Below are 22,516 nucleotides of genomic sequence, written 5' to 3'. Positions count from 1 at the left end.
TTGGCCCTACCTCTATGTCCCTTCTTGATAGTCTGGTTGAAGCCTTGCGGGTCTTGCCCGGTGTCGGCCCCAAATCGGCCCAGCGCATGGCCTATCAATTGTTGCAGCGGGACCGTGACGGCGCGGCCCAACTGGCCGCCACTTTGACCCGGTGTCTGACCGAACTCCAGCACTGCGAACGCTGTAACACCTTTTCTGAAACCGATATCTGCGACCGTTGTGCCGATCTCTCCCGCGACGAGGCCCAGCTATGCGTGGTCGAGATGCCCGCCGACCTCGCCGTGATGGAGTCCAGCCTTGCCTATCACGGTTTGTACTACGTGCTGATGGGGCGGGTTTCGCCGCTGGATGGTATCGGGCCGCGGGAATTGAAGCTCGACAAGCTCTTGGCGCGCGCGACCGATGGCAAGGTGCAAGAGGTGATTCTCGCCACCAACTTTACCAACGAGGGCGAGGCGACCGCGCATTATGTGGGTGAAATGCTGCGTGCCCGTGGGCTGCGCGTGAGCCGCATCGCCCGGGGCGTGCCGGTTGGGGGCGAACTGGAACATACCGACCTGGGCACGATTGCGCAGGCCTTTGTTGAACGACGCGGGGTTTGATTCCGTCTCTGCGACCTATTTCGAGGAGTGAAAATGAAGAAAATACTTGCCGTGCTGTTGTTGGGCCTCTCACTGAACGCCTGGGCGGATGAAGCCTCCCAGCGCAAGGCGATTGATGAGCTGTTCGTCCAGACCAATATGGAGAATCTGCTTGTCAGTATCCGTGGCAAGATTGCACAGCAAAGCCAGGAGGTGATGAATCAGGTTCTCGTCCAGCAACTCCAGAGCAAGCAGGCCAAGGATTTGAACGAGGCCCAGCAGGCGGCGGTGCAACATTTCTCTTCCGGCATCTCCCAGGTGATGGATGAAATGCTGGCTTGGGACAAGTACAAGGAGCTGATGGCGAAAGTCTACCTGGAGACTTTTACCGAGGAAGAGGTGGTGGAACTGACCCAGTTCTACAAGACGCCGCTGGGGCAGAAAATGCTTGCCAAGATGCCCGCACTCACCGAGGCATCCATGCGCAATATGCGTGCGCTGACTGAACCGATGTTCCCCAGGATGCAGCAGATCAGTGAGACTTTTGCCGATGAGTTCGCCAAGGCTTCCGATGTGAAGCGTGGCGCGGAGGACAAGAGCAAACCAGCAGCGAAGTCGGCTGCCAAAAAAACGGCTAAGCACGCGGCTGAATAAGCACTGTGATGGCGCATGGCATGGGAGAAGTAGGGAGCGCATTGCTTTCTTCCCCCATGCGTTGGGCGCGCGGCTCAATCCACCATGCTGTAGCCACCATCGGCCAGAATGATCTGGCCGTTGATGGCACGTGCACCGTCGCTGACCAGATAGGCCGCCAGCGCACCGATGTCGTCAATATCCACCGTCTTGTTCAAGGGGGTACGTGCTGCGGCCTTGCCCAGCAGTGCGTCAAAGCCCTTGATGCCGCCGGAGGCGCGGGTGGGCAACGGGCCGGGGGAGATCACATTCACCCGGATGCCCTGTGGCCCCAGCTCGGAAGCCATGTAGCGCGCAGAGGATTGGAGCGCCGCCTTCACCGGCCCCATCATGCCGTAGTTGCCGACAACCTTGTCTGCCCCGAGGAAGCCCATGGTGAGCAGGCAACCGCCCGCGCTCATCAAAGGCTCGGCCAGCTTGGCCAAGCGCATGAAGGAGTGGCAGGAGATGTCCATTGCGCGTGCAAAACCTTCGCGTGAGCAATCGGTGACGCGCCCGTGCAGATCATCCTTGGTGGCAAAGGCGATGGCGTGGATCACGAAGTCGAGCTTGCCCCAGCCTTGGGCAATTTCGGCGAAGACGGCCTCCATCTGCCCGGCTTGCTCCACATCTAGCGGCAGGATGAGCGAGGCGCCCAGGTTTTCTGCCAGGGGACGCACATGGGGTTCGGCCTTGGCGTTCAGATAGGTAAGGGCCAGTTCTGCGCCTTGGGCGCGGATGGCCTTGGCACAGCCATAGGCAATACTCTTGTCGTTGGCAACGCCAACGATGAGTCCGCGTTTGCCTTGGAGTGATAACATGAGGAATCCTTTCGCTGCTTACAGGGCAGGCAGGTCAATTTCGCCCACGTTGTTGAGCACCCAGTCCGGCTTGTAGGGAAACTGGGTCATCAGATCCGGGGTGGTGACGCCGGAGAGGACCAGCACCGTCTTCATCCCGGCTTCCATGCCGCCCACGATGTCGGTATCCATGCGGTCGCCAATCATCACGCATTCTTCCGGGTGGGCGCCCAATTTGCGGGCCGCCAGCATCATCATCAGCGAATTGGGCTTGCCCACGATGTAGGGCTTCTTGCCAGTTGCGGCTGAGATGGCCGCCAGGAAGGTGCCCGCAGCAGGTTCCAGCCCGCCTTCCACCGGGTCGATCATGTCTGGGTTGGTGCCGATGAATTTGGCGCCCTGGTCAATCAGGCGCACAGCTTTTTTCAGTTGCTCGTAGCCGAAGGTGGAGGATTTTGCGATCACCACATAGTCCGGGTTGGACTCGGAGATCGAGAAGCCTACGTTGTAGAGTTCGTTGATCAGGCCACCGCCGCCTACCACGTAAGCGGTAGCGTGCTTTTTCTGGTTCTGGTTCTTCAGGAACATCGCCGTGGCCATAGCTGCGGTGATGAAGTTGTCTTCGGTCAGGCCGCTGATACCAAGGCCTTCCAGCTTAAGCTTGAGGTCCAGCGGGGTCTGCTCGGCATTGTTGGTCAGGAACAGGAAGGGGGTCTGGGTGTCCAGCAGACGGGTGACAAATTCCTTGGCGCCGGGGATAAGCTGCTTGCCACGGTAGATGACGCCATCCATGTCTGAAATGATGCTTTTGGCCATGATTCTTGTACTCAACAAACGAAAGTGGGAAAGGCTACACGGGCGTCTGTAACATGACCAACGCCCTTTGCGCGTGAGTATGACTCAGATCTCCCCAGCGTGGACGGCCCACCCGGTATTTGTGCCACGCTACGGGGCAGAAGGCAGTGGGGGTGGGCTTTTCAGCATGCTGTGCCAAACGGGCGCAATATTTGCGTTTGTGCTATTGGCAGGGAAGTATCTTTAGTCGAAGCAGGGAGTTTCAGCCTTTTACCGCACATGGGCTTTAAACCCGGAGGCCAAATTGGCTATAATCGCCGGGTTCTGGATCACAAACACTAGAGGTTTGCAATGAGCAACGACAAACAAGATGTTCCAGGCGGGGCTTCGTTCAGTTGTAGTTGCGCTGACACAAATCGCCGCCAGCTTTTGGCGGCGACTGCGGTGGTAGGGGGGGCGGTTGGCGTCGGAACGGCAGTTCCTTTTGTGGCCAGTTTTTTGCCTTCTGAACGTGCCAAGGCCGCTGGGGCGCCGGTTGAAGTGGATATTTCACGTCTGCAGCCAGGTGAAATGATGACTGTGGAGTGGCGCGGCAAGCCGGTATGGATCGTGCGGCGCAACAAGGAAATGCTGGAGTCGCTCAAGAAGAGCGAGACGATGCTGGCAGACCCAGGGTCTAGCCGCTCGGATCAGCCTTCCTATATCAAGGGCATGGCGCGGGCAATCAAGGACGAGTATTTCGTCTGCGTGGGCATCTGTACGCATCTGGGGTGTTCGCCAACGGCCAAGTTTGTGCCCGGCGCGGAAAGCGGAATTGGCGATGACTGGCCGGGGGGCTTTCTGTGCCCGTGCCATGGCTCACGTTTCGATCTGTCAGGTAGGGTTTTCAAGAGCATGCCGGCGCCAGACAATCTGGTGATTCCGCCGCATACCTATCTTAGCGATACCCGCCTGATTATCGGCGAAGACACCAAGGGGGCATAAGCCATGAGTCAGATCAATGCACTGGTCGACAAGGGCAAAGAGGTACTGGGGTGGGTGGATGAACGCTTTCCGCTCAGTTCCCTGTATAAAGAACACCTAGCCGAGTATTACGCACCAAAGAACTTCAACTTCTGGTATTTCTTCGGCTCGCTGGCGCTGCTGGTATTGGTCAACCAGATCGTGACCGGGATCTTCCTAGTCATGCACTACAAGCCGGATGCTTCCATGAACGGCGCGGGGATTCCCGTGGCGTTTGCCAGTGTCGAGTACATCATGCGTGATGTGCCGGGTGGTTCCTTTATCCGCTACCTGCACTCCACGGGGGCATCGGCCTTCTTCATCGTGGTCTATCTGCACATGTTCCGTGGCCTGCTCTACGGTTCGTATCGCAAACCGCGTGAGTTGGTCTGGCTGTTCGGCATGGGCATCTTCCTGTGTCTGATGGGCGAGGCGTTCTTCGGCTATCTGCTGCCCTGGGGGCAGATGTCCGGGTGGGGCGCGCAGGTGATCGTCAACCTGTTCTCGGCTGTTCCCGTGATCGGGCCGGATCTGTCGGTGTTCATCCGGGGGGATTTTGTGGTGAGCGACGCAACACTGAACCGCTTCTTCGCCTTCCACGTCATCGCCATTCCGCTGGTGCTGCTCGGGCTGGTGAGTGCTCACCTGATTGCGCTACATGAAGTGGGCTCGAACAACCCGGACGGGGTGGAAATCAAGAAGAAAAAGGACGCGCGTGGCATTCCGATCGATGGTATCCCGTTCCACCCGTATTACACGGTGAAGGATATCTTCGGGGTGTCGATCTTCCTGATCATCTTTGCTGCCGTGGTGTTCTTCGCACCGGAAGGGGGCGGCTACTTCCTCGAATTCAACAACTTTGTGCCCTACGATCCGATGAAGACCCCGCCGCACATTGCGCCGGTGTGGTACTTCACGCCGTTCTACTCGATGCTGCGGGCAACCACGTCTGACTTCCTACCGGCCCTGTGGGCGCTGGTTGTTGTCGTGGCGGGGCTGAGCTTCGTGAGCTGCAAGAACGTGTGGGTGCGTCGTCTGTGCGCGCTTGTTGCGGTGGGAACCTATTGGGGCTTTTTCGGCCTGACGGTGTTCGGCAAGACGCCGGCGCTGTTTGACTTCGATCTTCTGGGTGTCCACTTCGGCAAGGGCCTGGACGCCAAGTTCTGGGGTGTGGCGATGATGGGGGGCTCGGTGCTGCTGTTTGCCTTCCTGCCCTGGCTGGATCAAAGTCCGGTCAAGTCCATCCGTTACAAGGGGGGGCTGTACAAGACCATTCTGAGCCTGTTTGTGGTGAGCTTCATTTTGTTGGGCATTCTGGGGACCAAGGCGCCGGGGTATGCGTTCTTTGGTGTCATCCCCGGTGAGCCGGTGGCTGCGGTGTGTACGCTGATCTACCTGTGCTTTTTTGCCTTCATGCCGTGGTATTCGCGCCTGGATAAGACCAAACCTGAACCGGAAAGGGTGACCTGGAAATGAAGCTACTCAACAAGCTGCTGTGTGTTGCCGCCCTGTTGGGGGCCGCGCTGGGTACGCCCTTGGCGCAGGCTGCGACTGAGCTGAAGCTCGACAAGGCGCCGGTCAGTTTTTCCAACGCTTCATTGCAAAATGGGGCCAAACTGTTTGTCAATTACTGCATGGGTTGCCACGGCGCAAGCTTTTTGCGTTACAACAGGTTGACGCAGATCGGCCTGACCGAGCAACAAATCAAGGATAATCTGATGTTCTCTACCGATAAGGTAGGGGAACAGATGAAAATAGCTCTACGTCGGGAGGATGCCAAGCAGTGGTTTGGCGTGGCACCTCCGGACCTGACCTTGGTTGCCCGGGCCCGCGCCTCGGAAAGTGGAACAGGGGCAGATTGGTTGTATACCTATCTGCGTTCGTTCTACCGTGACGATACGCGCCCGACTGGCTGGAATAATGTGGTGTTCCCGAATGTGGGGATGCCGCATGCGTTGTGGTCGTTGCAGGGTGAGCAAGAAGCGCGGCTGGTGACCAAGGACGACGGTCACGGCAAGAAAGTGACGGAAATCGAGAAACTTGAGGTTGTCAAACCCGGGCTGCTCATGCCCGAGGAGTACGATGCTCAAGTGGCCGATCTGGTCTCCTTCCTGGTCTGGATGGGGGAACCGTCACAAGAGACGCGTCGTGGTTTGGGCTGGATAGTGCTGGCCGCATTGGGTGTGCTTGCGGTGCTGGCTTACCTGCTCAAGCATGCCTATTGGAAGGACGTGCATTGATCGGGTGTACAACCGAAATGAATGTGTTGGCTCGTCACGAAAGCGAGATGCCACAGGGGCGTCGCGTTGTACGTGATACTGAATATTCCTGGAGCAGTTCTGCAATGATGAATCTCTATTCCGGTACAACGGATCCGTTCAGCCACCGTTGCCGGATCGTATTGTACGAAAAGGGCATGGACTTTCAGGTGATTGACGTTGATCTCTTCAGCAAGCCTGAAGATATCGCCGTGATCAACCCGTATAACCGTGTCCCCGTGTTGGTGGATCGTGATCTCGTCCTGTACGAGTCGAACATCATCAATGAATATATTGATGAGCGTTTCCCACATCCTCAACTGATGCCGCCTGACCCGATCATGCGTGCTCGTGCCCGCCAGCTGCTGCATTCGCTGGAGCATGAGCTGTTCTCGCATATCGACGCCCTGGAAAAGAACCAGAAGGGCGTGGTCGACAAGGCTCGTGTGCATGTGCGCGATCAGTTGATCCAACTTGCGCCGATGTTCACCAAGCAGAAGTTCATGCTTGGTGATGAGTTCTCGATGCTGGATGTGGCCATCGCCCCGCTGTTGTGGCGTATGGAGCACTACGCCATCGAATTGCCCAAATCGGTTGCGGCGATCCAAAAGTACGCAGAGCGCATCTTCTCGCGTCAGGGTTTCATTGACGCACTGACTCCGTCAGAACGCGCCATGCGTCGCTAGTTTGTCCAGCTTGGCGCCCCAGGGCGCCAGCGAGTTGGAATACCGTGGCCGGCATGAGCGATCATGTCGGCCATTTCTGTTTTTTCACGGTGTTCTGTGGTCTGTTGTACCCGGAACGCCAGTTGATCCTGGATTTCGTATGCCGAGCATTACACCGACCAAACCCTACTTGGTTCGTGCCATTTATGATTGGTGCGTGGACAACGGTTTTACCCCCTACATCGCGGTCTCCGTGGACGCGAATACACGCGTGCCGCTCCAGTATGTGCGCGACAAGCAGATCGTGCTCAACGTGGCGCCCTATGCCACCCAGCAATTGGAAATCTCCAATGAGGCGCTGACCTGTCAGGCCCGCTTTGGTGGGGTTGCCCAACTGCTGTACGTGCCCTTGCAGAACATCATGGCCATCTATGCGCGTGAGAACGGGCGAGGCATGGCTTTTGAGCCCGGCACCAATTGGGGAACGGCGATGGAGCTGGGGGGGCTGATGGACGCGGAGGCTGCCGCAAAAATGGAAACCGAGACCGCACCTGCCGCCAAGCCGACTGCCAGCCCAGCCACCCCTACGCCCCCCTCACAGCCCGATAGTCCCCCGCCGACCGGAGGCTCAAGACTGCGGGTTGTGAAGTAAACTGACCGCACACTTTTCCTTCCGGGAACTGCCATGGGGCCATGTGGGGCCGTCAATCGCGTCAAGGGATTATGGCTTGGCCTCACTGTGGCGCCGTTCTGCCTGCCTGCAGCGGCACAGCCGGTGGCGGGTGAGGGGGGCTATTCCCCAGGGATTCCGTTTGTGAGTGGAACCCTGTTTTTCTGGGGGGCTGTAGCGCTATTGCTTTGCGCTGCGCTCCTGTACCGGCGGCGCCTGGAGCAGTTGGCCCAACATACGGCAGCCCTGCGTGCATCAGAGGAGCGTTTCCGCCTGATTGTGGAAGGCACCCAGGTGGTGGCTTGGGAATACAGCGCCGCCACGGATGCCTACACCTATGTCTCGGCTTCTGCCGAAGCCTTGCTGGGCTATCCCCTTGAGGCCTGGTTGGTATCCGGGTTCTGGGCGAACCGCCTGCACCCTGAAGATGCCGATATCGCCCGTGCATTTGCCGCACGCATGCTCGAAAGCGGTGAGGGGCATGAATGTGAATACCGCCTTGTCGGTCTGCATGGTGACGAAGTCCACATCCGCGACTTGCGTACCCCTATCCGGGCCGAAGCGGGCAAGATCGTTGGCATGCGCGGCATCTTTGTCAATCTGACCGCCCGCAAACGCAATGAGGCGCTATTGGAAGATAGCGAGGCGCGTTTCCGTAGCGCCTTTGAACAGGCGGCAGTTGGCGTCTGTCTGTGCTCGCTCACCGGCCAATACATGCGCGTCAATCTGCGTTATTGCGAGATCACCGGCTATAGCGAGGCGGAACTCCTGTTGCGCGACTTCCGCGAAATCACGCATGTTGAAGACGTGTTTCAGCAAGAAGACCTGCGCGATGCCTTGATTGAGAGTGAGCTGGAAACCTTCTCTGTTGAGCGCCGGATGATCCGGCGTGATGGAGACGTTGTGTGGGTGCATCTGACCGTCTCGATGGTGCATTCCAACCAGGGTGCCAGCCAGTTCATGGAGATGATCGAAGACATTACTGCACGCAAGAATGCCGAGCGGGAACTGCGTGAAAGTGAAGGGTGGATGCGGACCATCCTCGCGGCTATGCGCGAAGGCGTCATCATGCGCGACGCGGCCGGGCGCGTCATCATTGCCAACAATGCGGCGCGTCGTCTGTACGGGCTTGCTGCGGATGAAGTATTTCCCCCGCAGCAGGAGCCCGAGGGGTTTGGCTTTGTGCGTGAGGATGGCTCGCCTTGTCCCGCAGATGAATTGCCCGGTGCGCGGACGCGCAATTTTGGCCGCCCCACTGCTGCCGTGGTGGGGATCGACCGGCGCGATGGCACGCGGCTGTGGATGCTGGCCAAGGCCGAACCCTTGACCCGGGACGAGGTGGTGGGGGCTTACCCCGTGGTGCTGACGCTGAATGATGTGACTGCACAACGGCGGGCCGAGGAAGATTTGCGTCTGGCGGCCACGGTGTTCGACAACAGCGTCGAGGCGATCATGATCACCGACGCCCAGCGGCGGATTCTATCGGTCAACAAGGCATTTTCGGAACTGACGGGCTACACCGCCGGTTTCGTGGTGGGGCAGACGCCTGCATTGCTCTCCTCCATGCAGCAAGATGAGGTTCAGTACGATACGATCTGGCGTGAGGCGGCCGAGAAAGGCGCCTGGCAAGGGGAAGTGTGGCAGCGGCGACGCGATGGATCGGAGTTCCAGGAGTGGCTCTCGATCGGAACGGTGCACAATCGTGGCAACTCCATCTCGCACTTCGTGGCGGTATTCTCCGATATTACCGAACGCAAGAACAGCGAGGCGAGGATTGCCTACCTCGCCCATCATGATCCACTGACGGGCTTGCCCAACCGTGCCTTGTTCCAGGACCGGCTTGAACAGGCGATGGGGCGGGCTGAGCGCAATGCCGATCTGCTGGCTTTGCTCTACCTGGATCTGGATCGCTTCAAAACCATCAACGATTCCCTGGGCCATATTGCCGGAGACCGCTTGCTGCAAGCCGTGGCCGAACGCCTGCAAAGCTGTGTGCGGGAGACTGACACCATCTGCCGCCAGGGGGGCGATGAGTTCATCATCGTGCTGACCGACATCGGAGACACCGAAGACCCGGCACGCATTGCAGAGAAGATCCTGCGGCACCTCTCCGAGCCATTTGATCTGGATGGGCACGTGTTGGGGACTTCTTTTTCCATCGGCATCTCGGTCTATCCCAGCGATGGGGATACGCCAGAGGCGCTGATGAAGAATGCCGATACGGCGATGTATCACGCCAAGGAAAATGGGCGCAATACCTACCGTTTTTTTACCGAGGCCATGAATGCCAATGCGCTGGAGCGCCTGCAAACCGAGAATCAGCTCCGCCGGGCGCTTGTACGCAACGAGCTGATGCTCCATTTCCAACCCCAGGTGCAGCTGGAGACCGGGCTGATCATGGGGGCCGAGACGCTGATCCGTTGGCAGTCCCCCGTGTTGGGCTTTGTCCCCCCCGGGCGCTTTATTTCGATTGCGGAAGAGTCTGGCCTGATTGTGCCCATTGGCCGCTGGGTGCTGCGTGAAGCCTGCCTGCGTGCCCGCGAGTGGTATGACCGTGGGTTTGAGGATGTATCGGTTGCCGTCAACATCTCGGCATTGCAATTCAGGCGGGATGATATTGTCGCAACGGTGCGGGAGGTGCTCGCCGAAACCCGCCTGCCACCGGAATATCTGGAACTTGAGCTGACCGAGTCTTTACTCATGCAGCATGCCGAGGATGTGCTCGATACCGTGCAGCGGCTCAAGGAGCTGGGCGTGCGCCTATCGATTGACGACTTTGGCACTGGCTATTCCTCGCTGTCCTACCTCAAGCGCTTTGCCGTGGACCGCCTCAAGATTGACCAGGGATTTGTGCGGGACATGGTCAGCGATCCGGATGACGCGGCAATTGTGCGCGCCATCGTGCAACTGGGGCGCAGCCTCAAGCTGGATGTGATCGCAGAGGGGGCTGAATCACGTGCGCAGATCGATTTTCTGATCAAAGAAGGCTGCCGCGAGGCACAGGGCTATTACTTCTGCCCGCCGGTGACGCATGAAACCTTCATGGACATTCTGAAACGCGGGCCAATCAGCTCACAGGGGCGCTAGAAGGTTGTACAGGGGATCGCAGTTTGACACCCCGGATCAGACAGACTCCCTTTACGCTTTTTTGACGCCAGCGCGAATAGAGCAACCCGGAAAATTGATCAGTAGTTGAACTGTGCGCCGATGGACAGGTAAGGCGTCCAGCGGATGCCTGTGCCATCGGGCTGCAAACCTTGGGCCATGCTGCTGATGTTGCGCGAACGGGTGGAGACAAAAGACCCCACGTCAGCAGAGAAGCGCCAACTCTTGGCACCAAAGGGCTCGGTACTCCAGCCCAGGCCGATATAGGTTTCCGGCGAGCTTTGAAAGACATCCTGGCGGCGGTTTTCTTCGCCAAGAAGTGTGCTGACCTTATAGCGCAAGACCAAGCCCGCCGACGCACGCAGGCCACTGGCGTTGAGCTGCCAATCTCCGATCAGTGCGGTAGATGCTCTGTTGGAAGCCTGTGAGGAGTGCTCAACCGGCGGCGCCAGATAATTATCTGCAGGCACCGAGAATAAGGGGCTGCGTGAATTGATCAGACGCAATTTTAGGCCGATAGGATTTTCATACACGCCAAACTGAGGCGTCAGACGCAAACCGCTTGACTGCGCGAAAGCGCCCGAGCAAACGAAGGCCAGTGACAGGATTGCCACCTGGATGGGGCGTCGATTCATGTCCATCTCAACCCTCCTCGTTATCCTCAGGTCATCAAGGGCTGGCCTGTTTTGCCCCAAAACGCGGAAGCTTGTCTGCTTCCCCACCCGTTCTTCGCGTGATTCGATCCTATGTCTGAATAATAGTTCCAGCCGCCGGCGAGGAAAACACCATTGGTCATCTGAGGTGTTGTGTTTGTAATATTTTTAATGTTTTAAGCGCTTTTTACAACAAACTTGCGGCCTTGACGGCCAGGTAACGATTCACCGTTTCAATGGCCAGCGACTCTGGCGTTACATCCAGGCACATGACGCCTTCTGCCCGCAGCCGCCGCAGCGAGGCTTCACGGCGACGTGCGTAGCCTACGGCGGCGCCCAGGCGGGCTGCGTCTTGGGCACTGTGGATGGTTTCGGTCTGTACGCGGTCCAGGGCACTTTCGCGCAGGCTGGCAACCAAGACCAGATGGTTCTTGCTCAGGATGCGGGTGGCGGAGAGCAGGCCCTGGTCGTCTTCGTCACGCAGGTTGGTCAGCAACACGACCAAGGCGCGCTTGCGCTCGCGGGCCAGCAGGCTTTCTGCCGCACGTTCAAAATCGCTGACCTGCAAGGTTGGCTGCAAATCGTAGGTTTCACGCAGGATGTGGCTGACCGTGCTGGATGAATGCTGTGTGGGCAGATAACGCTCCGGCCCGCCCAAAGTCATCAAGCCCACCCGGTCACCATGGCTCAAGGCCACGTAGGCCAGCATCAGCATGGTGTCCAGCGCATGGTCAAAGTGCGAGAGGTCGCCATCGCGTGCGCCCATCCGCCGCCCGCAGTCGACCAGCAGCAGAATGCGCTGGTCGCGCTCATCCTGGTATTCACGGGAGATCATCTTGCCCATGCGCATGGTCGCTTTCCAGTCGACTTGCCGGAGGGAATCTCCCTCGCGGTATTCACGCAACTGGGCAAAATCCATCCCCTGACCCCGTCGCCGGCGCTGTTGCAAACCAAAACGGGCATTGCGGTAATCCACCGCACGCAGGGCATGTCGCGCCAAGGGGGCAAAATTGGGATAGACGCGCACATCCTGTGTTTCACCCATCGCGCTTTGGCGCAGCCAGGCACCCCAGGGCGAGCGGATACGCAGCTCGGTCGCCCCGAAGCGGTGGTCGCCACGTAGCAGCGGGCGAACCCGGTAGCGCAGCGAAAAGGTGTTGGCGCCTGCCGTCAGAATCTTGCCGGGTAAACCTTCCTGGACAAAGTTTTGCGGGAAGTGGTCAAAAACCTCTGCCAGTTCCGGCACATTGTGCGGCCAATGCAGACGAAGCTCGACTGGTGCCCATTCTCCCAGTGCCAGGGTGGATTTCACCACCCGTTGCAACACGGGCAGTGCCTGACTCCTGGCCAGGACAAAGTCTGTCGCCGCCCAAAGCAGTAACAGGATGCCGCCGCCCGTGCACACAATGGAGGCAGAGGGGACAAAGGCTGTGATGACGCCGCTGGCAAACCAGGCCGTTACACCGATCAGCAGGTATTTGGATGGCAGAACCATGGGCGATCAGGCACGCGGAGCGTCGGTGCGCGCAAGCAGGCTGTTCAGCACGCCGTCGATGGAAAGCCCTTCAATCTCGGCTTCCGGCACCAGGCTAATACGGTGGCGCAAGGCGGGCAGGGCAATGTGTTTGACATCATCCGGGGTCACAAAGTCTCTGCCTGCCAGGAGTGCGATGGCGCGTGCGGCGCGGACCAGGGCGATGGCGCCGCGTGGCCCTGCGCCAATGGCAATCCCCGGCCACTCGCGGGTAGAGCGCACGATACGCACGGCGTAATCGAGCACTGCATCATCCACGCGCAAGCCTGCGGCAATCTGCTGCATGGCGACAAGCTGTTCCGGGGTGGCGATCTGGCGCACGCTTTCCACCTCTAGGCGGTCCCCGGTGCGCCCGGTGCAGGATGCTGCGACCAGGGCACGTTCTTCGGTCAGGGAGGGGTAGTCGATCAGCACTTTGAGCAGGAAGCGGTCAAGCTGTGCTTCGGGCAGTGCGTAGGTGCCTTCCTGCTCAATCGGGTTCTGGGTGGCTAGCACCAGGAAAGGGGGAGGCAGGGGCATGGTCTTGCCTTCGATGGTGACTTGCGCCTCCTGCATCACTTCCAACAGCGCGGCCTGGGTCTTGGCCGGGGCGCGGTTGATTTCGTCGGCCAGCACCAGATTGGCAAACACCGGGCCACGGCGGATCACGAACTGGCTGCTGCGCACGTCATACAGGGTGTGGCCGGTAACGTCCGCAGGCATCAGGTCAGGGGTGAATTGGATACGTGCAAACTGGCCACCGAAGGTTTTTGCCAGCGCCTTGACCAGCAAGGTCTTGCCCAGGCCGGGCACGCCTTCAAGCAGGATGTGGCCGCCTGAGAGCAGTGCGCAAAGCGTGTGTTCAACCACAGCATTCTGGCCCACAAAGACGCGGGCAACTTCCCCGCGCAGCTGGCGTGCCAGTTCGGTGGCTTCGATGGGGGTGGTGGGCAGATTCATGGGTGGGTTCCTGGATCAGAAGCGGGTTGTCGCATGCGGTTACAGTGATCGCGCAGCACAGCCAGGGTATGGCAGCGGCGCAAGAATTCCTGGTGGTTTTCCGGGTCGGGCATCAGGGCACGGGCAATCTCGTTGGCATTCATGCCGCTGAGGGCCGCGCCCAGGTCGTGTGGCGTGCGGATCTCCGGATGACGGCTTTGCAGAAAGCTGAGCTGGCGCGTGACTTCCTCGCGCAAGGGGGCGATCAGCGCTTCATATGCCCGGGCTTTGAGCAAGAAGCTGCCACTGGCCGACAAATGTTCACGTAGCCCTGGGCGCACGGGTTGCGGCTCAGGGAGCAGGGGGCCGAAGCGCGGCGCAAAGTGCCAGATGCTGCTCAACGCTAGCAGGAGGAATGCCGCCAGTGCCTCGGGTGCGTGCTGAGCCAGCCATGCAGGCAGACTGGGGAATTCCGGTGCCAGAATCATGAAGACCGGACGATTGTCGTCTGGCAGGCTGAGCAGATGCACCAGCAGGCGGCCGTGGTCGAACTTGGCGATCTGCGGGTTGGTCAGCATAGATGTGTCGCCCACCGTCACAAACCCCTTGCCATACTTCAGGCGGGCATAGATGGAGACCGTATCCGTGGGCTCGGGGTCATCCACGTCCTTGGGCTGGACGGTGACAAAGTGTTCCTTGTGTTTGAGCGAGGCGTTGTTCCCCTCGCTGTCTTCGTCTTCATCCTCAGAGGGCTTTGGGTGTTTAGCAACGTCGCTCACAAACCAGCCATCCAGGTCGGCTTCCCACATAGGAGCCTTGTCTGATTCAAAGACCTCTGCCTCGTCGAGCCTGATCTGCAAGGTTTCGCCTTCAACATGCAGTTTGAAGGTTTTGCTTTCCTTGTCTTGCATTGCGCCCAGAGGCTGAATGCCAAAAGCATCAAACAGTGGGTTGTCGCGCTGTTCCGTACTGAGTGGCAGCACTAAATGCCCGCCGTTGCGTACCCAATTGGTCAATATGGCAAGCTGGGTTTTATCGCTGAATTTGCCAGGGTCCGCCAGTAGCAAGGTGGTCTGACTCGATAGGCGTGCAAGGCTTGCAGTGTTGTCCAGGCGTTTGGCCGGGTAGCCCAGGCGATCCATCAGCTCCATGCCAGCGTGGTATGGGTTGTGTAGGGCTTCCCCCGTCATGCCTGTGCGGCGGGTGGTTTGCTCCCAGCGCAGATGCATGGCAAGGAAGCTTCCGACCAAGGAGACAAGGATCAACGCGATGGTCAGCAGAATCCAGCGGGTTTTAGACATGAGCGTCTCCCCGGCCAAATTCCCGCCACCACTCTTCACACAAGGCTTCGATTTCGCTGGGGGGGATGACCCGGTGGGCGTAGGCCAGCCGTTGCCAGCAGCCCAGTAGCCGGGCGAAGAAACCCGAGCGGGCAGGGGCACTCTTGCGAACACGCTCCAGACAATCGCCTTCGGTATCCCCGCGTGTGAAAGGCACCTGCTCACGGTGTGCCAGACGCGAGAGACTGCCACGGAAGAGCAGACTGAGCGCACCACGCGGATCGTTATTGCGTAACAATTCCAGTGCATGGGCTGCAATATCCTTGGGCAAGGATTGCGGGCGGATATCAAAGCCCGCCAGCTCGGCCGGTGGAATGTGTAGCCGTTTGGTTTTCTGCCAGCGGAAGCGGCTGATGAGATAGGCCAGCGCCATCACGGCCAGTGCGATGAGCAGCCAACCGCCGATGCGCCCCAGGGCGGCAATGCTTTTGATGACCAATGTCAGGCCGTGTCCCACCGACTTGGCAAAATCCTTGAACCAGTCTGGAAATTGCCAGGAAGGATCTTTGGTATCGGATTTGCGCCAGTCGTCATGCCATTTGAGTTGGTGATCCACTTCATCCTTACCAAATTCCGGCTGCTTGAGGACTTCCTTCAGCGTCTCTGGCGCTTTGGCAATGGCCGTATCGCGGCTGGTGGCAGCCTGTGCTTCGCCCGGACTCAGCATTACAGCGCCCAGCATCAGGGCCAGTGCCGCACTGGCAAGGATGCCAAAGAGCGAACTGGCCTCCTTGCGTTGATTCAGGCGGCGCAGTTGCAGTTCGATATCCCAGGCTTCCAGGTCTGTCCGGCGCTTGATGTAGAGCATGAAACCCCCGGCAATATAGAGGGGTTCGAGCAGTACGCTCGCCAGCCAGAGCGGGGCATAGGAACACCAGTACAGCCAGCTCGGGAGTTCACCACCACGGATCAGATCAAGCCAGTTGAAGTCCGGCAGCAGTTCCTTGGGGATCATGAGCAGGATCATGGCCCAGAAGCCTAGCCAGAACACCGTCTCCAGATGCAGCCAAGCCAGGGTCTGCCAGATGGCCGCGTTGGAGATGCGGCGTGAGATCAGTGATTTGCGCTGGCGGGCGGCAGCACCCTTCAGCCCTTCAAGCACGTCGACCGGTAGAAGCGCGCTGCGTTGCAGGCTGAAGCGCCCCAGCGTGAGTCCCCAGAGCAGACCTGTAGCACCCAGCAGGCGTGGCAAGGCACGCAGGGTATCCCGCACGCTGGGAGCCTCGCCAAAAACCGCATGGCTGATGACGTGGACGCCGATGCGGTCAAAAGCAGGCTTGAGCCACCACAAGGCAAAAGCGGCCCATGCCGGTTTGCCCAGCCCGCCGCCAACGACCAGGAAAATCAACGCGGCCACGGGGAGTGCCACCACCATCCAGCTGGCATAGAGTGCACGCAGATTGCAGACCGCCAGGCGTAGCCCGAGGTCCACCGCTTCCCAATTGTTGCGTGGGCGCAGGGCGACGGAGAGGCGTTCAAGCTCCATGATCCCTCCCCGCGAAGATGAAATACGCTATGGGCATCAGGCAGAGTATGGAACCCACGATGAGCTTAAGGGTGTAGTCCAGTCGCAAGGGCGACCAAAAGGCTTCGATCAGTGCGGCGATCACCAGCATCGCTGCCAGCCCGCACACCATGCCGATCAGCGAAGAGGCTGTCTCGCGCAACGCCTCGCGCCGGGTACGCCGTCCTGGCACCACCACGGCCATGCCAAGGCGCAGGCCTGCCGCGCCGGAGAGGGTGATTGCCCCCAACTCGAAGCCCGCATGCCCGATCACAAAGGAATAGAAATTGTGCCCTAGTCCGGCCAGTGCCAGACGGGATTCCACCACCCCGAACAACAGGCCGTTGAAGATCAAGGCAAAGGCCGACATCAGTCCGGCGGTAATCCCCCCGGCAAAACAGCGGAATGAGATGCTGACGTTGTTGAAGATGTAGAAGCCGAACATGGCCACATCGGTCGAAGCCTCCCGCGCCACGATGGTGTCACCCGTGTGGTTGTACATGGCCTCAAAGTGCGCCACCTGTTCAGGGCTGACGACCAGATACGCCAGATCAGGCTGATAGCGGATGGCTACCATCATGAGTAAAGCCGGGCCAAACAGCAAAAGCGTGGCAGCCAGCACCCACCAACGGTTGGCCCGCACATCCGCCGCAAAGCCCCCGGCCGCGTAGCGCAGGGCACGCATGGCAAACCCTGCGGGCACCCCGTAGAGCCGGTCGTGTCCGGCCTGCACCAAGCGGTGCAGATAGGCGACCAGGGCCAGCGAGTAGTCCCGGTCACGCGCCAGCGCCAGATGCTGGCAGAGCATGCGATAGCGGTGTGGCAATTCGGCCGCAGGGAAACTGGGCGGTGGCGGGGGCGCATCCTTTTTGCGTTTCTTCCGGGTGGGGGATGTCGCCAGCCAGGTTTCAAACAACTTCCACTCTGCGTTGTGCAACTGCTCGAAGAGTTCCTGCTTCATGTCCGCCGCCCAATCAGGTAATTGGCCAGCCCGATCAGGCGGGCCATGCCTTGCGGGCCGGATTCGCTACGGGCGAGGTGGGGCACCAGACTGGCAAGCTCTTCCAGGCGGGCGGTGGTGAGTAGCGCAGCGCGCTCTGCGTAGGCCACCAGGGCGCGTTGCGTGGCCCGATCCAGCGGCAGGTTGGGGGCAATGGGGTCCAGTTGGGCGATGGCAGGGAGTTTGCCGGTCGGGTCACGGTAGATCACCAGCGTGCCCCCTACGATATCGCCCAGGCGGCGGAATTCCTTGTCAAACAATATCGAGATGATGCCGATGGCGTACAGGAAGGGCAGGAAATCCGCCGTGCGCAGCAGGTTGCGGGTCAGCGAAGGCCCCCAGCCCACGGGCGTGCCGTCTGCATTGACGACTGTAAGCCCGAGTGCCCGCTTGCCAGGGCTGGCGCCTGAACCCAGCACCTCAAACAGCACCGGGTAGAACCACTCCAGCCCGAAATACAGCAGCAACAGGATGCCCTGCCCAAAATTCCCCAGGATGAGCAGGATCTGGCTGGCCATGATGATGATCCCCAGGCGGATACCCGCATCCACCAGCCACGCCAGCGAGCGCGGTAGCAGACCGGCCGGGTGGAGCTGGACTTCGATGAGTTCCGGGGTGGTGACAGAGCGAACCGTATCAAGCATAAAAGTGCGGCCACACCATCAGGTGCCACCGTCGTAAATGGGGTGAAATCATTCTTCCTGGATGAAAATGTCACGATAGCCTGTATACATGGTGATATACATCACCGGCGCGAACACAAACAAGCCCAATCCGAGTGGCAAGAGAGACAGAATCATCAGCAAAAAGGCCATCAGGCTGAACACCAGCCCGGACGCCCAGTTGCGCATGCAGGCGGAAAAACTCATCTTCATCGCGTCCAGGGGGCGCACATGCTGCAAAACCACCAATGCCGGGGCAAACCAAAGCGATGCGTACAGGCAGAACATCAGGGCAAGCACGACGATGACCGCGATGGCGATGGATACAAAGATGCCACCCATGGCCCCTTGAAAACCGGTGCCTGCCAGGATCGCACCGCCAATGCCCCCAAAAATCGCAATCACAATGATCGGCAAAAGGCAGGCGAAGGAGAACGCCAGAAACAGCGCGCCCAACACGATCAGGGGGGAGCTGTAGCGTTCAAAGCCTGCGAACAGGTCGCTAAATTGCGCGTCCCCTTTATTGAAATGGTTGTCAGCTGCAATCATCAAGCCCCCCATGAACATGGGCAGCAAAAGGCTGGCAATCATGTTAACAATAGGAATGATCGAGATCACGATCCAGATCAGGGCGAAGACAACAAACATCCCCACCCAGGCCAAAGGCGCGCTCGCAAACAAACGCCATGCTGCGCTGATCCACTCCATGCCATGCCCGGCAGGGACTACCCGGCCACCGGGAATGAAAGACCCCGTCCCCGTATCCAGATGTGCATCCCCCACGTTGGCTTCGGGTGGTGCATAGGGGTTCTTATGTTGTTCTTCCACTTCAAACCCTCCCAATTGCGATCAATTTGTGATGACGCTGTGCCTCGGTGTTTGTGCGCCGCTGGTGCCTGCTGCCCCCAATCGTCAAGCATGCAGCATGACTACCCATTCTGCAATAACCTTGTGGCGGGCAAGCCATGAGACAAGCGGTACAAGAGCGTTTTACCGGCTATTTGTGTAGAGGATACTTCAGGCGGCGTTTTTTTATCACGAATTTTGTTTGGGAGCCGCCGCAGACCCTTGAGTCGGGCCAGAAACTGCGGTATAGTCCGCCTCCCACGCTGCTGTAGCTCAGTTGGTAGAGCAACTGATTCGTAATCAGTAGGTCACCAGTTCGATTCCGGTCAGCAGCACCAGTTGCATCAGAAAGGGCCGCCTCATTAGGGGTGGCCTTTTTTGTTTTGTGGTGGCATCCGGCTATAGTGGCGGCCTTGGCATGGTTTTCGGGCAGGGTGCGGCAGTGTCGAATCTTGGTTCATCAGCAACGGAGCGTGAGAAGGTGCAGCCGCGCTGCTTCCATTGTGGGCAGGCGATTGCTCTGGGCGTGGCGCTAAGCGTCAAGATTGATGGGCAGGCGCAGCCGATGTGCTGCATGGGCTGCCAGGCTGTATGTCAGGCCATTGTTGATGGCGGGTTGGTGGATTACTACCGCCATCGTGAATCCTACCCCAGCAAGGCGGTAGAGGATTTTCAGGCCGAAGTCGCCGCCCTCGGCCTGTATGACAATCAGGATTTTCAGCAAACCTTTGTGCGCCCGGTGGCCGAGGGGGAGTCCGAGGCGGACCTGATTCTGGAAGGCATCAACTGCGCTGCCTGCGTCTGGCTCAACGAACGTCACCTGCGCGCCTTGCCGGGCGTGGTGGCGGTGCAGGTTAATTACGCTACGCATCGTGCCAAGGTGCGTTGGCGCGCGGCAGACATCCAGCTTTCGGTCATCCTGGCTGCGGTAGCGGCGATTGGGTACCGCGCTTACCCCTTTGATCCGGGGCGTTTTGAAGATATTGCCAAGGCAGAACGGCAGCAGGCTTTGCGTCGCCTGTTTGTGGCAGGCTTCGGGATGATGCAGGTGATGATGTATGCGTATCCCGCCTACATAGCGGGCGAGGGCGAAATGAGCGCGACCGTGCAGAGCATCATGCGCTGGGCAAGCCTCGTGTTGACCCTGCCGGTGATGGTGTATTCGGCTGCCCCCTTCTTCCGGCGGGCTTGGGCGGGATTATGGCGCTTGCATTTCGGCATGGATTTCCCGGTCGCACTGGGTATCGGGTTGTCTTTCCTCGCCAGCGTCTGGTCCACGGTGCGTGGAACGGGGGACGTGTATTTCGACTCGGTCACGATGTTCGTATTCTTTCTGCTTGGTGGGCGCTTTCTGGAAATGCTGGCGCGCCAGCGGGCTGCCAGGGGAGGCGATTCACTGGGGCGGCTGGTGCCCGTGTTCGCGCGTCGCCTGTCCGCCTCGGGCGAGGTGGAGGAGCAGGTACCGGTCTCCAGGCTGGCGGTGGGGGATCGGGTGCTGGTGCGCCCCGGTGAGGTGATTGTGGTCGATGGTGTGGTGCTGGCCGGAGAGAGCGAGGTGGATGAATCCTGGCTCAGTGGCGAGAGCCTGCCGGTGGGTAAGAAGCCCGGTGCCCAGGTACTGGGGGGCAGTGTGAATGGCGCGGGCAGCCTGACCATTGAAGCCAGCCGCACGGGCGAATCCACGCGCTTTGCCTCGATTCGCCGCCTGATGGAGCGTGCCGCCGAAGAGCGCCCGCGCGTGGTGGCTTTGGCGGACAAGGTGGCCAACGGATTCACCTGGGTGTTGCTGGCGCTTGCGGTGGGGACTGCACTCTGGTGGTGGCATGCAGATGCGGGCAAGGTCTTGCCGATTTTTGTGTCGGTCCTGGTGGTCAGTTGCCCCTGTGCCTTGTCGCTGGCGACCCCCGTGTCGCTGACGGTTGCCACGCATGTTCTGGCGCATCGCGGCTTGTTGGTGACACGCGGACATGCCATCGAGACCTTGGCGCGAACCCGGCATTTTGTGTTCGACAAAACCGGCACGCTGACGACAGGCAAGCTTCAACTGGAAAGTATCAAGTTGGCGCCTGGGCAGAATGAGGAGGCGGTGCTGGCCTTGGCGGCAGGGATGGAAGTGCACTCCGAACACCTCATTGCGCGGGCCATCTGCGCACGGGTGGCAGAACCCAGGGCGGCCAGTGAAGTGCAGGTCTACCCCGGCCAGGGTATAGAAGGGGTGGTCGTCGGGCAACGCTATGCCATCGGGCAGTTGCGCTTTGCCGAGCACTTTGCCGCAGTCCCTCTGCCTGAGTGGTGCGGAGCTGCGGCTGCCTCCACCCAGGTGTATCTGGTCAGCCAGGGCCAGTGGCTGGCCGCTTTCGTGCTGGGGGATGGCTTGCGCCCTGAAGCGACGAGGCTGATGCAGGATTTGCGTGCCGCGCATTGCGAGGTGTCGATTCTGAGTGGGGATGCCCAAGCGGCGGTCCAGGTGGTGGCCCGCGCATTGGGGGTGGGCGATGTGCATGCAGGTTTACTGCCGGAGGACAAGCAGGCCGCAATGGCGGCTTACCAGCGTGGCGGGCAGGTGGTGGCGATGGTGGGCGACGGCATCAACGATGCCCCCGTGCTGGCGCAGGCGCATGTATCCATCGCCATGGCAGGTGGCACGGAGCTGGCGCGGAATCAGGCGGACATCCTTTTGCTCAACGATGATCTGGCTCGTCTGGCCTGGGGACGTGAGGTGGCAGTGCGTACCATGCGGATCATCCGCCAGAATCTGCTCTGGGCCTTGGCGTACAATCTGGTGGCAATCCCTGCCGCCATGGCCGGGTGGGTCTCCCCATGGCTGGCCGGGCTGGGGATGGGCCTGAGTTCGGTGCTGGTTGTTTTGAATGCCTTGCGAATTGCGCGAATGGAGCCCAAATCGTGGAAAGTAGCCTTTTCATCCTGATCCCCTTGTCCATCGTGCTGGTTTTTGCGATCGGGGCGGTGTTCTGGTGGTCGGTCAAGAGCGGTCAGTTTGATGATCTGGATGGCCCGGCCTACAAGGTTTTGTTTGATGACGCAGATCCTGTCCCTTTGATTCCTGGGGAAGCACACCCGCAACCGACCAAAAAGGACGATTTACCCGCTTGATACCACTTTGGTGGAGCGCGATTGACCTTCATCAAGGCCGGCTGGCTGGGCTCAGGCATACTAGCTTCATACCGACGTTGGCGTCGGTGCCGACCTAAAAGCCCTTCTGTGGCGCGGGTCGTTAAGTCTCTCTGTTGGGGTTGGGGGTGCGCTTGTCGCACCCTTTTTTTGTCTACTTGCCCCGGATTCCCACCATAAAGCCTTACTCTCTGTGGTAGCATTTGAGATAGCGCAAATGCTGGCTTGATGCATGTCAATGCCCTCGAACTTTCGGGTGCCCCGATGTACGGGTCTGTAAGGGCTGATCAAGTCTGATAATGGGGGTCGTGAAGCGGAGTGGCGCAGCAGATGCTACCTGCTCACGGCAGATTTGCGTGGGTTCCACATTTTCTCCGAG

At 59.5% G+C, this 22,516-nt stretch carries 20 protein-coding genes and 1 tRNA gene; 11 read left to right on the top strand and 10 right to left on the bottom strand.

What is annotated here, in order from left to right; all coding sequences use genetic code 11:
* Positions 1-14: 14 nt before the first annotated feature.
* Together recR and B145_RS0109975 are read left to right on the top strand one after the other, a co-directional pair.
* On the top strand, positions 15-602 hold the full coding sequence (gene recR, locus B145_RS0109980) for a recombination mediator RecR (protein WP_018607069.1): 588 nt from the start codon (positions 15-17) through the stop codon (positions 600-602).
* A 33-nt stretch (positions 603-635) separates the two neighbouring features.
* Positions 636-1,235 carry a DUF2059 domain-containing protein gene (locus tag B145_RS0109975; RefSeq protein ID WP_018607068.1) on the top strand — a complete coding sequence of 200 codons (600 nt, stop codon included), beginning with the start codon at positions 636-638 and terminating at the stop codon, positions 1,233-1,235.
* 74 nt (positions 1,236-1,309) lie between these two features.
* Here B145_RS0109975 and fabI read toward each other — a convergent pair whose 3' ends face one another.
* Together fabI and B145_RS0109965 are read right to left on the bottom strand one after the other, a co-directional pair.
* Entirely contained in the window at positions 1,310-2,074 is a 765-nt protein-coding gene (gene fabI / locus B145_RS0109970) for an enoyl-ACP reductase FabI (protein WP_018607067.1), read from the bottom strand.
* An 18-nt stretch (positions 2,075-2,092) separates the two neighbouring features.
* The gene (locus tag B145_RS0109965; protein ID WP_018607066.1) at positions 2,093-2,869 is read right to left on the bottom strand and encodes an HAD-IIA family hydrolase; all 777 of its coding nucleotides are present in this window, start codon (positions 2,867-2,869) and stop codon (positions 2,093-2,095) included.
* A gap of 330 nt (positions 2,870-3,199) precedes the next feature.
* Between B145_RS0109965 and petA the strand changes: the two genes are divergently transcribed.
* From petA to B145_RS25160, 6 genes are all read left to right on the top strand, one after another.
* Positions 3,200-3,832 carry a ubiquinol-cytochrome c reductase iron-sulfur subunit gene (gene petA, locus B145_RS0109960; protein ID WP_018607065.1) on the top strand — a complete coding sequence of 211 codons (633 nt, stop codon included), beginning with the start codon at positions 3,200-3,202 and terminating at the stop codon, positions 3,830-3,832.
* 3 nt (positions 3,833-3,835) lie between these two features.
* On the top strand, positions 3,836-5,326 hold the full coding sequence (locus B145_RS0109955) for a cytochrome b (protein ID WP_018607064.1): 1,491 nt from the start codon (positions 3,836-3,838) through the stop codon (positions 5,324-5,326).
* Complete coding sequence (locus tag B145_RS0109950; RefSeq protein ID WP_018607063.1) at positions 5,323-6,090, top strand: cytochrome c1; 768 nt, start codon at positions 5,323-5,325, stop codon at positions 6,088-6,090. The genes B145_RS0109955 and B145_RS0109950 overlap by 4 nt, the downstream gene beginning before the upstream one ends.
* A gap of 104 nt (positions 6,091-6,194) precedes the next feature.
* The gene (locus B145_RS0109945; protein WP_026259003.1) at positions 6,195-6,794 is read left to right on the top strand and encodes a glutathione S-transferase N-terminal domain-containing protein; all 600 of its coding nucleotides are present in this window, start codon (positions 6,195-6,197) and stop codon (positions 6,792-6,794) included.
* Between the two features lie 139 nt (positions 6,795-6,933).
* Positions 6,934-7,425 (top strand): ClpXP protease specificity-enhancing factor, encoded by a 492-nt coding sequence (locus tag B145_RS0109940; protein WP_018607061.1) that lies wholly within the window; start codon positions 6,934-6,936, stop codon positions 7,423-7,425.
* 33 nt (positions 7,426-7,458) lie between these two features.
* Positions 7,459-10,530 (top strand): sensor domain-containing protein, encoded by a 3,072-nt coding sequence (locus B145_RS25160; protein ID WP_018607060.1) that lies wholly within the window; start codon positions 7,459-7,461, stop codon positions 10,528-10,530.
* Between the two features lie 98 nt (positions 10,531-10,628).
* On the opposite strand, the gene B145_RS0109930 is transcribed toward B145_RS25160, so the two are convergent.
* The 8 genes from B145_RS0109930 to B145_RS0109895 all read right to left on the bottom strand — a co-directional run bounded on the left by B145_RS0109930 (position 10,629) and on the right by B145_RS0109895 (position 18,987).
* Positions 10,629-11,189 (bottom strand): hypothetical protein, encoded by a 561-nt coding sequence (locus B145_RS0109930; protein ID WP_018607059.1) that lies wholly within the window; start codon positions 11,187-11,189, stop codon positions 10,629-10,631.
* A gap of 199 nt (positions 11,190-11,388) precedes the next feature.
* On the bottom strand, positions 11,389-12,696 hold the full coding sequence (locus B145_RS0109925; RefSeq protein WP_018607058.1) for a DUF58 domain-containing protein: 1,308 nt from the start codon (positions 12,694-12,696) through the stop codon (positions 11,389-11,391).
* A gap of 6 nt (positions 12,697-12,702) precedes the next feature.
* Complete coding sequence (locus tag B145_RS0109920; protein WP_018607057.1) at positions 12,703-13,674, bottom strand: AAA family ATPase; 972 nt, start codon at positions 13,672-13,674, stop codon at positions 12,703-12,705.
* Positions 13,671-14,954 (bottom strand): DUF4350 domain-containing protein, encoded by a 1,284-nt coding sequence (locus tag B145_RS0109915; protein ID WP_018607056.1) that lies wholly within the window; start codon positions 14,952-14,954, stop codon positions 13,671-13,673. The genes B145_RS0109920 and B145_RS0109915 overlap by 4 nt, the downstream gene beginning before the upstream one ends.
* Positions 14,947-16,479: a DUF4129 domain-containing protein gene (locus B145_RS0109910; protein ID WP_018607055.1), complete on the bottom strand. Its 1,533-nt coding sequence runs from the start codon at positions 16,477-16,479 to the stop codon at positions 14,947-14,949. The genes B145_RS0109915 and B145_RS0109910 overlap by 8 nt, the downstream gene beginning before the upstream one ends.
* Entirely contained in the window at positions 16,469-17,458 is a 990-nt protein-coding gene (locus tag B145_RS0109905; protein ID WP_018607054.1) for a stage II sporulation protein M, read from the bottom strand. The genes B145_RS0109910 and B145_RS0109905 overlap by 11 nt, the downstream gene beginning before the upstream one ends.
* Complete coding sequence (locus tag B145_RS25155; RefSeq protein WP_018607053.1) at positions 17,455-18,141, bottom strand: RDD family protein; 687 nt, start codon at positions 18,139-18,141, stop codon at positions 17,455-17,457. The genes B145_RS0109905 and B145_RS25155 overlap by 4 nt, the downstream gene beginning before the upstream one ends.
* Positions 18,142-18,189: 48 nt before the next feature.
* Positions 18,190-18,987, bottom strand: coding sequence for a BPSS1780 family membrane protein (locus B145_RS0109895; protein ID WP_157288357.1), 798 nt, complete (start codon positions 18,985-18,987; stop codon positions 18,190-18,192).
* A gap of 280 nt (positions 18,988-19,267) precedes the next feature.
* Here B145_RS0109895 and B145_RS0109890 point away from each other — a divergent pair.
* The 3 genes from B145_RS0109890 (at position 19,268) to ccoS (ending at position 22,119) form a co-directional block, all read left to right on the top strand.
* Positions 19,268-19,343, top strand: a tRNA-Thr gene (locus B145_RS0109890).
* 80 nt (positions 19,344-19,423) lie between these two features.
* The gene (locus B145_RS0109885; RefSeq protein WP_018607048.1) at positions 19,424-21,934 is read left to right on the top strand and encodes a heavy metal translocating P-type ATPase; all 2,511 of its coding nucleotides are present in this window, start codon (positions 19,424-19,426) and stop codon (positions 21,932-21,934) included.
* Positions 21,910-22,119, top strand: a complete 210-nt coding sequence (gene ccoS / locus B145_RS0109880; RefSeq protein ID WP_018607047.1) for a cbb3-type cytochrome oxidase assembly protein CcoS — start codon at positions 21,910-21,912, stop codon at positions 22,117-22,119. The genes B145_RS0109885 and ccoS overlap by 25 nt, the downstream gene beginning before the upstream one ends.
* Positions 22,120-22,516 lie beyond the last annotated feature (397 nt).

Origin of the sequence: Uliginosibacterium gangwonense DSM 18521, assembly GCF_000373965.1 — a bacterium.
Classification (GTDB): Bacteria; Pseudomonadota; Gammaproteobacteria; order Burkholderiales; family Rhodocyclaceae; genus Uliginosibacterium; species Uliginosibacterium gangwonense.
This window is presented reverse-complemented; position numbering and strand designations above follow the sequence as displayed.